General features: G+C 63.4%; 14 protein-coding genes and 1 riboswitch. All 14 genes read left to right on the forward strand.

What is annotated here, in order from left to right:
* Positions 1-60: 60 nt before the first annotated feature.
* The 14 genes from ACSEXW_RS12925 (at position 61) to ACSEXW_RS12990 (ending at position 13,443) form a co-directional block, all read left to right on the forward strand.
* Positions 61-324, forward strand: coding sequence for an aspartyl-phosphate phosphatase Spo0E family protein (locus ACSEXW_RS12925; protein WP_438446567.1), 264 nt, complete (start codon positions 61-63; stop codon positions 322-324).
* Between the two features lie 135 nt (positions 325-459).
* A riboswitch (cobalamin riboswitch) is annotated at positions 460-655 on the forward strand.
* A 196-nt stretch (positions 656-851) separates the two neighbouring features.
* Positions 852-1,868 carry an ABC transporter substrate-binding protein gene (locus ACSEXW_RS12930; RefSeq protein WP_438446568.1) on the forward strand — a complete coding sequence of 339 codons (1,017 nt, stop codon included), beginning with the start codon at positions 852-854 and terminating at the stop codon, positions 1,866-1,868.
* Position 1,869: 1 nt separating this feature from the next.
* Positions 1,870-2,904 carry a FecCD family ABC transporter permease gene (locus tag ACSEXW_RS12935; protein WP_438446569.1) on the forward strand — a complete coding sequence of 345 codons (1,035 nt, stop codon included), beginning with the start codon at positions 1,870-1,872 and terminating at the stop codon, positions 2,902-2,904.
* A gap of 4 nt (positions 2,905-2,908) precedes the next feature.
* Positions 2,909-3,742, forward strand: a complete 834-nt coding sequence (locus tag ACSEXW_RS12940; protein WP_438446570.1) for an ABC transporter ATP-binding protein — start codon at positions 2,909-2,911, stop codon at positions 3,740-3,742.
* A complete protein-coding gene (gene cobT / locus ACSEXW_RS12945; RefSeq protein ID WP_438446571.1) occupies positions 3,739-4,803 on the forward strand; it encodes a nicotinate-nucleotide--dimethylbenzimidazole phosphoribosyltransferase in 1,065 nt (354 codons plus the stop codon). The genes ACSEXW_RS12940 and cobT overlap by 4 nt, the downstream gene beginning before the upstream one ends.
* A gap of 84 nt (positions 4,804-4,887) precedes the next feature.
* Positions 4,888-5,607, forward strand: a complete 720-nt coding sequence (locus ACSEXW_RS12950; protein WP_438446572.1) for a bifunctional adenosylcobinamide kinase/adenosylcobinamide-phosphate guanylyltransferase — start codon at positions 4,888-4,890, stop codon at positions 5,605-5,607.
* Positions 5,608-5,640: 33 nt separating this feature from the next.
* Entirely contained in the window at positions 5,641-6,633 is a 993-nt protein-coding gene (cbiB, locus tag ACSEXW_RS12955; RefSeq protein ID WP_438446651.1) for an adenosylcobinamide-phosphate synthase CbiB, read from the forward strand.
* Positions 6,603-7,424 (forward strand): adenosylcobinamide-GDP ribazoletransferase, encoded by an 822-nt coding sequence (cobS, locus tag ACSEXW_RS12960; RefSeq protein WP_438446573.1) that lies wholly within the window; start codon positions 6,603-6,605, stop codon positions 7,422-7,424. Before cbiB ends, cobS begins: the two co-directional genes overlap by 31 nt.
* 42 nt (positions 7,425-7,466) lie before the next feature.
* Positions 7,467-8,582 (forward strand): threonine-phosphate decarboxylase CobD, encoded by a 1,116-nt coding sequence (cobD, locus tag ACSEXW_RS12965; RefSeq protein WP_438446574.1) that lies wholly within the window; start codon positions 7,467-7,469, stop codon positions 8,580-8,582.
* Entirely contained in the window at positions 8,579-10,213 is a 1,635-nt protein-coding gene (locus ACSEXW_RS12970) for a cobyric acid synthase (protein ID WP_438446575.1), read from the forward strand. Before cobD ends, ACSEXW_RS12970 begins: the two co-directional genes overlap by 4 nt.
* Positions 10,210-10,779, forward strand: coding sequence for a cob(I)yrinic acid a,c-diamide adenosyltransferase (locus ACSEXW_RS12975; protein WP_438446576.1), 570 nt, complete (start codon positions 10,210-10,212; stop codon positions 10,777-10,779). Before ACSEXW_RS12970 ends, ACSEXW_RS12975 begins: the two co-directional genes overlap by 4 nt.
* Entirely contained in the window at positions 10,776-11,762 is a 987-nt protein-coding gene (locus ACSEXW_RS12980) for an RluA family pseudouridine synthase (protein ID WP_438446577.1), read from the forward strand. The genes ACSEXW_RS12975 and ACSEXW_RS12980 overlap by 4 nt, the downstream gene beginning before the upstream one ends.
* Before the next feature lie 35 nt (positions 11,763-11,797).
* Positions 11,798-12,157, forward strand: a complete 360-nt coding sequence (locus ACSEXW_RS12985; RefSeq protein WP_438446578.1) for an arsenate reductase family protein — start codon at positions 11,798-11,800, stop codon at positions 12,155-12,157.
* Between the two features lie 101 nt (positions 12,158-12,258).
* Positions 12,259-13,443: an aminotransferase class I/II-fold pyridoxal phosphate-dependent enzyme gene (locus ACSEXW_RS12990; RefSeq protein WP_438446579.1), complete on the forward strand. Its 1,185-nt coding sequence runs from the start codon at positions 12,259-12,261 to the stop codon at positions 13,441-13,443.
* The last annotated feature ends 231 nt before the right edge of the window (positions 13,444-13,674 follow it).

Consider the following 13,674-nt stretch of genomic DNA (forward strand, 5'->3'; position numbering starts at 1 on the left):
ATCCTTATGTTAGGGGATTGTAAACATTCTAACCAGGGAATTCTTAAAGGAGGGATATAAATGGCGTTTGCTGAATACGTATGCCGGTCTTATCGTGGTAGCATGTTGGTTCGCGATCCTAACCATAGCACCAAATGGGCTTACCGACTATCTAGTAAACCTTCGCCATCCGCCTCCCTGGAAGAAGAAATTTACAGCCTTCGCAAGAAGATGGAGCAATTGGCTTTGAAGGAGCAGTGCTTGACCGCGCCCAAGGTAGTGGAAATCAGCACGATTCTCGATAAGAAGCTGAACGAATATATGGGAATTTTTCAGAGAGCCTGACCCCGCACGGGGAAGGCTCTTTTCATGTTCTTCCTCCCACCGTATGACGAACGTTATCTAAAATAGTTCTTGTAATTCCCATCGGATATGCCTATAATGTGCTCTTAGAGATTCGCGCTTGAATGAGAACCGAATAGCAGATTCCCGCCGATGGGTCCTTCGCGCTTCACGCGCAAGGTTAAAAGGGAAGCCGGTGTGAAACCGGCACGGTCCCGCCACTGTGAATCGGGGACGACCTCGTAAGGCCACTGTTCCGCATGCAGCCGGAATGGGAAGGCGAGGCACGTCTGAACCCGTAAGTCAGGAGACCTGCCCATCCGAGTGTAGCTGACGAAATCCTTCGAGGAAAAGGATCAGGCTGATCACGGAGTCCGACCGGACGTGAGACGAACGTCGAACGCCGGAACGCACCCCTTTCTGATTTGCTGTGCCCTCCCGCCTCGCAAGAGGCCGGAGGGTTCTTTCGTTTGGGTCTTGTTCGAGGCATTCAGGCTCATCTCATACATACGTACGAGGGAGAGATTCGGATGAGCAACAACATGTGGCGGAAAAAGGCGGCTGTCACGGCAGCGGCAGCACTAACCCTGTCCCTGGCCCTGGCGGGCTGCGGCGGCAAGGACACCAATTCGGCATCTCCTTCGGCAGCGGCAACCGCAACGGTTCAGCCCGCGGCCACGGCGGCTGTCCAGGCAACGCCCCCCGCGGCGACCCAGGCGGCTTCGAAGACGGTGTATCCGCTGAAGCTGAAGGATGCGACCGGCGTGGAGATCACCTTCGACAAAGCGCCTGAGAAGATCGTCACCCTGGCCCCGAGCGAGACGGAGTCCGTATACGCGGCGGGAGCGGGAGCCAAGATCGTGGCCGTGGACAAGTGGAGCGACTATCCGGCGGAAGCCAAGAGCAAGGCGCAGATCGGCGATCTGAATTCCAACATGGAAGCGGTGGTGGCGGCAGGGTCCGATGTGGTCTTCGCCAGCGCCGGTGTGAATAAGAAGGCGGTGGAGGCGCTTCGGGCCTTGAACGTCAAGGTGTTCGCAAGCGATCCGAAGACGCTCCAGCAGGCGATCGACCGGGTGGAGCTGTTCGGCCAGATCCTGAACACCCAAGCGGAAGCCAAGAAAGCCGCTGACGAGATGCGCGCGGATCTGAAGAAAGTGACCGATGCCGTGAAGAACGCACCGAAGAAACGGGTGTACATCGAATTCAGCCCGGGCTGGACCGTAGGCTCCGGCGAGTTCATGGACGAGATCGTCACCCTGGCGGGAGGCATCAACATCGGCGCAGACAAGAAGGGCTGGTACAAGATCGATCCGGAGGCCATCATCAAGGCCAATCCGGAGGTCATCGTCTATGCCAAGGGTGAAGCGGGCATGGGTTCCATCCTGGAGGAGATCAACAAGCGTCCGGGCTGGGATGCCATCGATGCCATGAAGAACAAGAAGCAGTATGCGGTGGATTCCAATCTGGTCAGCCGGGTCGGTCCGCGTGTCACCAAGGGACTGATCGAGGTGGCGAAGGCGATCCACCCGGATGAAGTGAAATAAGATGAACAGGCGACTGATCATATGGGGAGGAGGAGCGGCGGCGCTCCTTCTTTTCTCCATTATTGCGAGTTTGTCGTTGGGTTCGGCTAGACTGCCGCTCCTGGAGGTGTGGCGGATTCTCCTGCATAAGCTCCCCCTGCTGGGGAGTGTCGTCCATCCGGATTGGCCGCAGGCCAGCGAGAACATTATTATGAAGGTTCGCTTCTCCCGGGTGGTTCTGGCCGTCTTGGTCGGCGCTTCGCTGGGAGTGGCCGGTTCGGGCTTCCAGGGGGTGCTCCGGAACCCGCTGGCCGACCCTTACACGCTGGGCGTAGCCTCAGGCGCGTCCGTCGGGGCCGCCTTCATCATCCTGTTCGAGCTGCAGCATGCCGTGGGGCAGTTTACCGTGCCGCTGGTAGCTTTTGCAACGGGGACCTTGACGCTTGTGGCGGTCTTCCGGCTGTCCTCCCATGGCGGGAAGTCCAAGGTGGAAACGCTGATTCTGGCGGGGGTGGTCGTCAGCGCCTTCCTGGGCGCCGTCGTCTCATTTATGGTCAGTCTCTCCAACAAGGTAGTCAACGAGATCCTCTACTGGCTCATGGGAAGCCTGTCCATGCGGAACTGGGACTATTCGCTGGTGCTCCTGCCGTATTTTGTGTTCGGACTCTTGGTCATCTGGTGGCATGTGAGGGCCTTGAACCTCCTGACGCTGGGGGAAAAGCAGGCCGCTCATCTCGGCGTCGATCTGGAGCGGACCAAGTGGATCGTGCTGACCGTGTCCACTCTGCTGACTGCAGCGGCGGTGTCCGTATGCGGGGTCATCGGATTCGTCGGATTAGTGGTTCCCCATCTGGTGCGGCTGACGGTCGGACCGGATTACCGGCTTATCGTGCCGCTGTCCGCCCTAACTGGAGGGATCTATGTGCTGTGGTCCGATACGCTGGCCCGGCTCGTCCTGTCTCCGAAGGAGATCCCGCTCGGTGTGGTAACAGCACTCCTGGGCGCGCCATTCTTCGCTTATCTGCTGCGCAAGCGCAAATACCGGCAAGGGGGTTAATGCGATGATCGTCATGGAGAACGTGCAGAAGAGCTATGACGGCGTGCCGGTGCTCAAGCAGGTGAGCTGCTCCGTGCGCAAGGGCGAGATCTACGGGATCATCGGTCCCAATGGGAGCGGCAAATCCACCCTGCTGAAGATGATCTCCGGCACGGAGCGCCCGGATGCGGGGAGCGTGCGGGTGGACGGCAGGGAGGTGTCCGACTATGCCCGGCGGAAGCTGGCCCGCTTCATGGCGGTGCTGGAGCAGGAGGCACTGCCGCCGGTCGGCTTCACCGTGCGGGAGATTCTCGAGATGGGACGGTATCCCCATCAGGATTGGCTCGGGCGGGACCGGAGCGATGCCGAGGGGCTGCTGGCCGGGATCGTGGAGCGGCTGGGGCTGGCGGTGCTGGAGGAGCGGGCGGTGGACCAGTTGAGCGGAGGCGAACGCCAGCGTGCGGCGCTGGGCAAGGCCATGGCGCAGGAGCCGACGGTGCTGCTCCTCGACGAGCCCACGACCTACCTGGATATCGGCTACCAGCTCCAGATGATGGATTACGTGCGCAAGTGGAACCGGGAGTGCGGGCTGACAGTGGTGGCTGTGCTGCACGATCTGAACCTGGCCGCCTTGTACTGCGACCGGCTGCTGGTGCTGAAGGATGGGGAAGTCCAGGCCATCGGGATGCCCTGGGAGGTATTGAGCGAGGAGCTGGTGGAGCGGGTGTACGGCACCCGGCCCGTGGTGATGCCGCATCCGGCTGTCGGAGCGCCACAGCTGCTGCTGACTCCGGAAGAAAGCGAACCGATTCAGACCGGGGATACCCGGCAAGAGGAAAAGGAGACGATAAGACGATGAAGAAGGCAACCTTATCATTGGAACAAATGACGGCCGGCATTCGGCCGCTGGACGAAGAGGCTTGCGCCCGTGCGGCGGCGCATCTGGATCAGCTGACCAAGCCCCCCGGCAGCTTGGGCAAGCTGGAGGCGGTGGCGGTGCAGCTGGCCGGCATGACCGGTGAGCTGGCCCCGGAGCTGGGGCGCAAGGCCGTGGTGGTAATGGCCGGCGACCATGGGGTATGCGAGGAAGGCGTGAGCGCATTTCCGCAGGAGGTGACGCCCCAGATGGTCATGAACTTCCTGGGCGGCGGCGCTGCCGTCAATGTGCTGGCCCGGCATGCGGGAGCGGAGGTGGTCTGCGTCGATATCGGGGTGAACGCAGAGCTGTCCCACGAGAAGCTGATCTCCCGCAAGGTCCGCTGGGGCACCCGGAATCTGGCCCGGGAAGCGGCCATGACCCGGGAGGAGGCGCTGGCCGCCGTTCAGGTCGGCTACGAGCTGGCTCTGGAGCTGGCGGATCAGGGCGTGGGCCTGTTCGCCACCGGCGAGATGGGCATCGGCAACACCACGCCCAGTGCGGCGATCTTGTCGGCGTTCACCGGTCTTCCTCCGGAAGCCGTAGTGGGACGGGGCACGGGCATCGGGGACGAGCGGCTCGTGCACAAGCAGAAGGTGCTGGCGCAGGCCTTAGAGGTGAACAAGCCGGACGCCTCCGACCCGCTGGACGTGCTGGCCAAGGTAGGCGGCCTGGAGATCGCCGGCTTGACCGGCTTGATTCTGGGTGCGGCGGAGAAGCGGAAGCCGGTGGTCATCGACGGCTTCATCTCGTCGGCCGCCGCCCTGACGGCCAGCCGTATGGCGCCGCTATCCCAGGCATACATGATCGCCTCCCATCTGTCGGATGAACAGGGCCACCGGTTGATGCTGGATGCCTTGGGCCTTAGGCCCATGGTGACGCTGGACATGCGGTTGGGCGAGGGGACGGGAGCCGTTCTGTGCTTCCACCTGGTGGAGGCGGCGATCCGCGTGATGGCGGAGATGGCGACCTTCGCTTCGGCGGGAGTCAGCAACCAGGAGTAACCGAAGGCCGGGGACCGGCCCGGCGAGCAGGACGTGAAGACGGGAATGGGCTGACAAGGATCGAAGAGAAGGAGCCGGTTCATTATGCTGGTATTGGTCACCGGAGGAGCCCGCAGCGGCAAGAGCGGGTTCGCGGAGCGGTATGCGGCCTGCTTGGGCCGACGGGGAATCTATGTGGCAACCTCCCGGATCTGGGACGGCGAGATGCAGGACCGGGTGGAGCTGCACAGGAGCACACGGGAGGCTGGTGTTTTCCCATGGACGACGGTGGAGGAGCCCCTGAAGCTGGCGGAGCTGCTGGCGGACTTGGGCGTGGAGGCGCAGGCGCAGGCGGAGGCATCTACGGAGGCTTCTGCGTCCGGGACAGAGACTCAGGCCGGACGGGCTCCGGCCTTGGCGGGCCGTGAGGACAAGAAGCCAGCCAGCAATGGCGCGATAGACGGAAAGTGGGCCGGGCCGGTCATCCTGGTGGATTGCCTGACGCTGTGGCTGACGAACCTGCTGCTGGAAGCCGGCGTGGAGGAATGGACCCGGGAGGAGATGGCTCAGGCCGGTGCCCTGGCGGAAGCGGAGGTGGAGCGTCTGGCCGGGGTGCTGCGCTCTCTGCCGGTTCCCGTGCTGTTGGTGACCAACGAGGTGGGGGACGGCCTGGTGCCGGAATACCCGCTTGGCCGGCTGTTCCGCGATGCGGCGGGGCGGATGAACCAGCGTCTTGCCGCGCTCTGCGACCAGGTGTTCCTGGTCACGGCGGGCATTCCGGTGGAGCTGAAGCATCTGGCCTTCCGGCTGCCGGGAGAAGCGTGAACGTACTTATTCATCGGGGAGGAGGCGAGGGTGCTGCTCTGGTATACACCTGAAGAAATCCTGGGCATGCTGCTGGCGGCCCTCGTCATAGACTGGCTGGTAGGGGATCCGCCTTGGCCCACCCACCCGGTGATCCTGATCGGACGCTGGATCAAGTGGCTGGAGCGCCGTCTGCGCGACGGAGAAACTCCGGAGTGGGACAGGGCCAAGCTGAAGCGCCGGGGGACGGTGTTGACGGCGGCTACGGTCATTCTCTCAGCCGCAGTAACCGGCGGTATCGTCTGGGCCCTTCACGCGGTGCATCCGTGGCTGGGAATGGTCGCCAACGCTTGGCTCATCTCCACCACCGTGGCGGTGAAGGGGCTGAAGGATGCGGCCCTGCTGGTGTACCGTCCGCTGGCGGAGGGTAACCTGCCTGATGCCCGCAAATATGTGGGCTACATCGTGGGCCGGGATACGGCCGGCCTGAACGAGCCGGAGATTACCCGGGCGGCGGTGGAGACGGTGGCGGAGAACACGGTGGATGCTGTGGTGTCCCCCTTGTTCTTCGCTCTCCTGGGAGCGGCGCCGCTGGCCATGGCCTACCGGGCGTCCAACACCCTCGACTCCATGGTCGGCTACCGCAGCGAGCGGTACCTGCACTTCGGCTGGGCCTCGGCCCGGTGGGACGACGTACTGAACCTGCTGCCGGCCCGGTTGACCGCCTGGATGCTCGTGCTGGTCGCCGCCTGCTCCGGCAGCGGGCTGTCGGCGGTCCGGGCCCGGCGCGCGGTCCGGCAGTTTGCCCGGCTGCATCCCAGCCCGAACAGCGGCTTCCCCGAATCCGCCGTGGCCGGCGCTCTGGGGGTCGAGCTGGGCGGGAGGAACACATACGGGGGCCTGATCAGCGAGCGGGCCCGGATGGGGTGGCCCCTGCGGCCCCTCGGCAAGGATGACCTGGTGCTGACGGTCCGGCTCTTGTACCGGGTCAGCTATCTGATAGCGGGAGGATGCTTATGCGCACTCATGATCCTAAAGGCTCTATAACCTGGTGGCACCCGGCAGCGGCGGCGTTCCAGCTGCTCAGCCGGATCCCGTTCCCCGTGCAGGTGCCGTTCGAGGAGCGGGTGCTCAGCCGGAGCGTCGTATTCTATCCGGCGGTGGGCCTCGTCATCGGCCTTCTCCTGGCCGGAGCGGGAACGGTGCTGTCCGCCGTGCTGCCCGTGGAGGTGTCGGCCGCCCTGCTGGCCGGGCTCTGGGTGGCGCTGACGGGGGGGCTGCACCTGGACGGGCTGATGGACACGGCCGACGGCCTGCTGAGCCACCGGTCCCGGGAGCGGATGCTGGAGATTATGAAGGACAGCCGGGTGGGAGCCATGGGCGTCATGGCCTGCGTGCTGCAGCTGCTGCTGAAATATGCGCTGCTCCACGCCCTGCTGGAGGCGCAGTGGCCCCTGGCAGCCGGCCTGCTGGCGGCGGCTCCGGTCTGGAGCCGCTGGTTTATGGTGGCGGCAGTGGTCTCATGGCCGTATGCCCGGGAAGGACAGCCGGGCATGGGCTCCTACTTCAGCGGCGCCGGCTCCCGGCACCTGCTGGGCGCCTCCCTGCTGGCGGCGATCGGATCGGCCGTGCTGCTGGGCTGGCTGGCCGGCGATTGGCGGGACGCCATCGTGCTGTCGGCGGGGGCTTCGGTAACCGCCGGATGTGCGGGGCTGTTGGTTGCGGTACGTATGGCGGGCAAGCTGGGAGGCTTGACCGGGGATACGTACGGCGCAATCAACGAGATAGTGGAGACGGTGCTGCTGCTGGCTTCCGTCTTGTATCTGTATAACCTGTAGGCGGGACGGCCCGCAAGAGACAAGGATGGGGAGGATATGACCATGTCGCTGGAACGGCACGGCCACGGCGGAGATATCTGGACGGCCGCCGAGCTGTACGGCTTGGATAAGAACGGCTTCTTGGACTTCAGCTCCAATATGAACCCGCTGGGGCCTCCCGGGTCGGCGGAGCGGATCCTGCTGTCGGAATGGCGGCGGGAGCTGTCCCGCTACCCGGACCCGGACTGCCGGGAGCTGCGGGAACGGATCGCCGCCCTGTATCGGGTTCCAGTGGAAGCGGTGCTGGCCGGCAACGGCGCGGCCGAGCTGATCGACCTGGCGGTCCAATCCCACAACCCGCGCACCGTCGGTCTCCTGCGCCCCTGCTTCTCCGAATACGGGGAAGCGGCGGAGAAAGCAGGGGCGGCGGTCATCGAGCTGCCGCTTCGGGAGGAGCACGGCTTCCTGCCCGATCCGGACTCACTTGAGCTGGAGGAGGGCATCCGGGCGTCGGACCTGCTCTTCTTCGGACATCCTAACAACCCGACGGGCCGCCTGCTGCCGCAGACCTTCCTTGACCGGGTCCTGGATACGGACAAGCCCGTCATCCTGGATGAGGCCTTCATTGACTTCTCGGGAGACGAAGAGCGCTTCAGCCGGATCCGTCAGGCGCCTCTCACGGACAAGCTAATGGTGGTCCGGTCCTTGACCAAGTTCTACACCATTCCGGGCTTGCGGCTCGGCTTCATCGTAGCCCATCCTGACCGGATCCGGCGGATGAAGCGGCAGCAGGTGCAGTGGAGCGTCAACGCCCTGGCTCAGCGGCTCGGTGCGGAGATGCTCGGCGACCGGGAGTTCGGGGAGCGGACGCTGGCTTGGCTGCAAGCCGAGCGCCCCTGGCTGACAGAGGAGCTTCGGGCCCTGGGTCTCCAGGTGACGAAGAGCGATACCAATTACCTGCTGTTCCGGATTCCGGACGAGGAGCCCTATGACATCCGGGCGCTGCAAGCCGCCATGGGCAAGCGGGGCATCCTGATCCGGGATGCCTCCACCTTCGGCTGTCTCTCCCGGCGCTTCGGCCGGACCGCCGTCAAGCTGCGGGAGGACAACCTCCGGCTGATCGGCGCGCTTCAGGCTTCCATCCGGGAGCTGCATCATTCAGAAGGAGGCCGCTTATGACCGACCTTATCATCCCGAAGCCCGGCGGAATTCGCGGCTCCACAGAGCCGGCGCCGACGCTGATGCTCCAAGGAACCGCCTCCGACGTTGGCAAAAGCATTCTGACGGCCGCTCTGTGCCGGATCTTCGTTCAGGACGGGCTCCGGACGGCGCCCTTCAAGTCGCAGAACATGTCGCTCAACTCCTACATCACGCCGGACGGCAAGGAAATCGGCCGGGCCCAGGGACTTCAGGCCGATGCCTGCCGGATTGCGGCCAGCACGGACATGAATCCGATCCTTCTGAAGCCGAAGAAGGACATGGTCTCCCAAGTGGTGGTCCACGGCAAGCCCCTCCGGGATTACGAGGCTCGGGCATACCGGGAGGAGTATCTTGTCCAGGCGGAAGGGATCGTGAAGGAGGCGCTGGACCGCCTCCGTGCGGAATACGATCTCGTCGTGATCGAAGGCGCCGGAAGCCCGGCGGAGGTGAATCTGAAGGACCGGGACATCGTCAACATGAGGCTGGCCGGCTGGGCCGGCGCTCCGGTGCTCTTGGTCGCCGATATTGACCGTGGCGGCGTATTCGCCTCCATCGTAGGTACTCTGGAGATTCTGGAGCCCCATGAGCGGGACCGGGTCCGGGGCTTCATCATCAATAAGTTCCGTGGGGACGTGACCCTCTTGAAGCCGGGGCTTGATTGGCTGGAGCAGCGCACGGGCAAGCCGGTGCTGGGCGTTATCCCCTACCTGCCTAAGCTGGACCTGGAGGATGAGGACTCGGCCTCTCTGGACGCGAAGCTGTCGGGGCGGCAGGGTTCGCCCCTGCCCGGATCCGGTACGTCCGGGAAGGCTCTCGACATCGCTGTGGTCCGTCTGCCCCGGCTGTCCAATTTTACTGATTTCGACCCTCTGCCCCTGGAGCCGGACGTATCGCTGCGCTATGTGACCGAGCCCGGGCAGCTGGGAGAACCCGATGCCCTGATCCTCCCCGGCAGCAAAAATACGGTGGATGACCTCTTGTTCCTCCGGGAAACGGGCCTTGAGGCCGCCATTCTCCGGTACGTCCGGGAGGGCGGCGAGCTGGTCGGTATCTGCGCCGGCTACCAGATGCTGGGCCGCCGTCTTCTGGATCCGGAGCGGCTGGAATCGGACCGGGAGGAGACGGATGCGCTGGGATTGCTCCCGTCGGAGACCGTCTTCACGCCCGACAAGCGGACGGTCCGGGTGGCGGGAACGGCTGAGGTGCCGGGAGCGGCCGGCCTTCCCTATCCCATCCGCGGCTACGAGATCCATATGGGCCGGACCCGGTATGTTGAGCCGGAGCCCCATCCCTTCCGGATCGCCAGGACGGGACCGGACGGCATGCCGGAGGAGCCGCCCCACGGGGACGGCGCTGCGGCCTTCGGAGGCAAGGTGTGGGGAACCTACGTTCACGGCATTCTGCACAATGACGGGTTCCGCCGGTGCTGGCTCGATAAGCTCCGCACCGCCAGAGGCTGGGAGCCGGTACGGGAGACGCTGGATCTCCAATCCCGGCGGGAGGCTGCCTTCGACAGGCTGGCCGGCCATGTGCGCGCGCATTTGGATATGGAACGGATCTATGAGATGATAAGGCCGACGGAGACTGATGAGGGAGGACAAGAGCCATGAGAATCTATACGCGAACCGGCGACAAAGGCCAGACCGGCGTCATCGGAGGCCGGGTGGACAAGGACGATATCCGGGTAGAGGCCTACGGCACCGTGGATGAGCTGAACAGCTTCCTGGGGCAGGCCATGTCCTTCATGGACCGGGAGATGTTCGGTGATCTGTTGGAGGAGCTGCTGGACGTCCAGCACGAGCTCTTCGATTGCGGCTCCGACCTGGCGATCCTGAAGAAGGAGCAGCGGGAGTACAAGGTGACTCCGGAGCTGGCCGAGCGCCTTGAGGGGCTCATCGACCGCTTCGACGCGGAGACGCCGGATATCACCCGCTTCATACTGCCGGGCGGAGGCCGGGTATCGTCCGCGCTGCACGTCTGCCGCACGGTGTGCCGCCGGGCGGAGCGCCGGGTGGTCACGCTGGCCCGCACGCAGGAGATCAACCCGGCGGTGCAGATCTATCTGAACCGGCTGTCCGACCTCTTCTTCGTTCTGGCTCGGGCGGCCAACCACCGGGAGGGCCATCCCGATGTGGAATATATAAGAAGCGCCGAGGTGTTCAAGAAGCGTCCATGACCTACTACGAACCGTTAACATACCTGGTGCCTGCATCGGAAGACGGCATGGAGCTGCGTGCCATTCTGCAGCGCAGGCTTCACATATCGAGGAAGCTCCTGTCCCGGCTGAAGCTGACGGAGGAGGGCATCACCGTCAACGGCATCCGGCGCTACATCAATTACCGGGTGCAGGCCGGCGACCGGGTGGAGGTCCGGATGGAGGAAGAAACCTCCGACGACATCCTTCCGCAGGACATTCCGGTGGATGTGCTCTATGAGGACGACCATCTGCTGATCGTCAACAAGCCTCCCGGACTCATCGTCCACCCGACCACCGGACATTGGTCCAACACGTTGGCCAATGGCATTGTCCATATGTGGCAGGAGCGGGGATTGAAGATCCGGTTCCGTCCCATCCACCGGCTGGACCGGGAAACCTCCGGGGTGCTGGCGGTGGCGAAGAATCCGTATGTTCATCAGAATGTATCGGAGCAGATGAAGGCGGGCACCGTGGAGAAGGAGTACGAGGCCGTGGTCCACGGGATCGTGGAACGGGATGCGGGCACTGTGGACGCGCCCATCGACCGGAACCCGGACTCCCCCCACTACCGGATCGTCACGCCGTCCGGTTATCCGTCGGTGACCCATTACCGGGTGCTGGAACGCTTCCGGGATGCCACCCATCTCTCCCTCCGGCTCGAAACGGGGCGCACCCATCAGATCCGGGTCCATATGTCCCATATCGGGCATCCCCTCTTGGGAGACGCCATGTACGGACCAGACGCCTCCGGCGATTCGGGAATCCCCGGGGTACCAGGGGAGTTCGCCCCGGAATCAGGCGTCTCGGAGTGGCCTCGTTCCTCCGTTCCCGTGCCGGACCGTCATGCGCTGCATGCCGCCAGACTGGCCTTCGATCACCCGGTGAGCCGGGAGAGAATGACCTTTACGGCGCCGCTTCCCGGGGATATCGGGATGATATTGTCGTACCTCCGCAACTCATGATATGATGAAAATTAGACATTGAAGGAGATGGACGAATGGGCTTGACATTCTATGGCTATCCCAAGTGCGGAACCTGTCGGAACGCCTACAAGTGGCTGAGCGGCAAGGGGATCGACGTGGAATATAAGGACGTCTTCCAGGAGGCCCCCTCCTTGGAGGAGCTTCGCAGGATCGTGGCGCTCTCCGGGCTGCCTGTGCAGAAGCTCTTCAACACCTCGGGCGACGTGTACCGGGAGCTGGGTTTGAAGGACAAGCTTCCCTCCATGTCCGACGAGGACAAGCTCCGGCTGCTGGCAGAGGACGGCCGGCTTCTCAAACGCCCGGTCGTTATGGACGGGTTGAAGGCCACCGTCGGCTTCCGGGAGGAAGAGTACGAGCTTACCTGGGCTCGCTGATAACACCGAGAGACTCCATAAACAACCAGATAAGGCTCCCCACTAGGAGCCTTGTTCTTATGTAGCCCCCTAATCGGGGACCCATGAAAGAAGGATACGACATGGCCAAGTGGCATTCGGAAAGGCTGAGCCGGCTGGGCTCGGCGATATTCAGTGAAGTGGCGGAATGGAAGAGGGAGGCCCGGGCGCGAGGGCTGGAGCTTATCGATCTGGGCATCGGAAGCCCGGACGGGGCCCCGACAGAGACGGTGCTGCAGGCGATGGAGCGCGCGGTCCGCAACCCCAAGCTGTACGGGTATCCCACCTCAGAGGGCAGTAGTGCCTTCCGGCAGAAGGTGGCGGACTGGTATGCGCACCGGTTCGGCGTTTCCCTGGACCCCGCTTCGGAGATCACGGCCCTGATGGGTTCCCAGGACGGGCTCGCCCACTTGGCCATGGCGGTGGCCAATCCGGGGGACAAGGCTCTGGTGCCGGATCCGGGTTATCCGATCTACAGCGCCAGCCTTGTGCTGGCGGGCATGGAGCCGTACCCGGTTCCCCTCTTGGAGGAGAACGGGTTTCTCCCCGATCTGGAGGCCATTCCGGCGGAGGTCTTGGATTCGGCGGCCTTCCTGCTGCTCAATTATCCCAGCAATCCGGTATCGGCGGTGGCGGACCTATCCTTTTTCGAAAAAGTGTTGTATCTTGGATTCAAGCACGATCTTCTGATTGTTCACGACATCGCCTACTCCGAGCTGGCCTTCGACGGGTACCGGCCTCCCAGCATCCTTCAGCTCCCGGACGCCAAGCGGACCGCCGTCGAATTCCATTCCCTGTCCAAGAGCTTCAACATGGCGGGATGTCGGATCGCCTTCATGGTCGGCAATGCCGATGCGGTGGGGGCCTTGAAGACGCTGAAGTCCAACATAGATTACGGGGTGTTCCTGGCTTCCCAGGAGGCTGGAATCGCCGCTATGGACGAGGACATCCGGTCCGGAACGGGGCGGTTGAATGCCGAGGTCTACCAGCGCAGGCGTGACCTGGTCGTGGACGGGCTCGAGGCATGGGGCTGGTCCATCCGGAAGCCCAAGGCCACCATGTTCCTGTGGGCGCCGGTGCCGGAGGGAGCATCCTCCCGCGAGTTCGCCCGCCGTATGGCGCTGGAGACCGGTGTCGTCGTCATTCCGGGCGATGCATTTGGAGCTAATGGGGAGGGGTATGTGAGAATTGCACTCGTGCAGGAGGACCCTGATCTTGCCCAGGCTGTCGAACGGATGGGGCGCTTTGTCTGCGGATGGCGGATGTAATTTCCGGGAACGCGGCTTGCGAGATTGTTAGCCTGGAATGAGGCTTGCTTTCCCGTTGTACAAGGGATCCGAGCCGGAGCTCTCCCTCTTCAACTGGAGATTCAATAGAAGACTTTTTCGAAAAAGATGATATATTTTGCATGTAATCTGTCTATGATGGTACTAATGAGATCCATGTCGAAGCCCGGGATTCGTCGGGCCCGTCAACCGATACGAGAGAAACTTGAAGAA

The sequence above is a fragment of the Oryzibacillus soli genome, from assembly GCF_051594765.1.
In the GTDB taxonomy this organism is placed as follows: domain Bacteria; phylum Bacillota; class Bacilli; order Paenibacillales; family NBRC-103111; genus Paenibacillus_AR.

Excerpts from the sequence above, each read along its gene's own strand:
- ACSEXW_RS12925 (WP_438446567.1), top strand. The coding sequence starts at position 61 with ATGGCGTTTGCTGAATACGTATGCCGGTCTTATCGTGGTAGCATGTTG.
- ACSEXW_RS12930 (WP_438446568.1), top strand. The coding sequence starts at position 852 with ATGAGCAACAACATGTGGCGGAAAAAGGCGGCTGTCACGGCAGCGGCA.
- ACSEXW_RS12935 (WP_438446569.1), top strand. The coding sequence starts at position 1,870 with ATGAACAGGCGACTGATCATATGGGGAGGAGGAGCGGCGGCGCTCCTT.
- ACSEXW_RS12940 (WP_438446570.1), top strand. The coding sequence starts at position 2,909 with ATGATCGTCATGGAGAACGTGCAGAAGAGCTATGACGGCGTGCCGGTG.
- cobT (WP_438446571.1), top strand. The coding sequence starts at position 3,739 with ATGAAGAAGGCAACCTTATCATTGGAACAAATGACGGCCGGCATTCGG.
- ACSEXW_RS12950 (WP_438446572.1), top strand. The coding sequence starts at position 4,888 with ATGCTGGTATTGGTCACCGGAGGAGCCCGCAGCGGCAAGAGCGGGTTC.
- cobS (WP_438446573.1), top strand. The coding sequence starts at position 6,603 with ATGCGCACTCATGATCCTAAAGGCTCTATAACCTGGTGGCACCCGGCA.
- cobD (WP_438446574.1), top strand. The coding sequence starts at position 7,467 with ATGTCGCTGGAACGGCACGGCCACGGCGGAGATATCTGGACGGCCGCC.
- ACSEXW_RS12970 (WP_438446575.1), top strand. The coding sequence starts at position 8,579 with ATGACCGACCTTATCATCCCGAAGCCCGGCGGAATTCGCGGCTCCACA.
- ACSEXW_RS12975 (WP_438446576.1), top strand. The coding sequence starts at position 10,210 with ATGAGAATCTATACGCGAACCGGCGACAAAGGCCAGACCGGCGTCATC.
- ACSEXW_RS12980 (WP_438446577.1), top strand. The coding sequence starts at position 10,776 with ATGACCTACTACGAACCGTTAACATACCTGGTGCCTGCATCGGAAGAC.
- ACSEXW_RS12985 (WP_438446578.1), top strand. The coding sequence starts at position 11,798 with ATGGGCTTGACATTCTATGGCTATCCCAAGTGCGGAACCTGTCGGAAC.
- ACSEXW_RS12990 (WP_438446579.1), top strand. The coding sequence starts at position 12,259 with ATGGCCAAGTGGCATTCGGAAAGGCTGAGCCGGCTGGGCTCGGCGATA.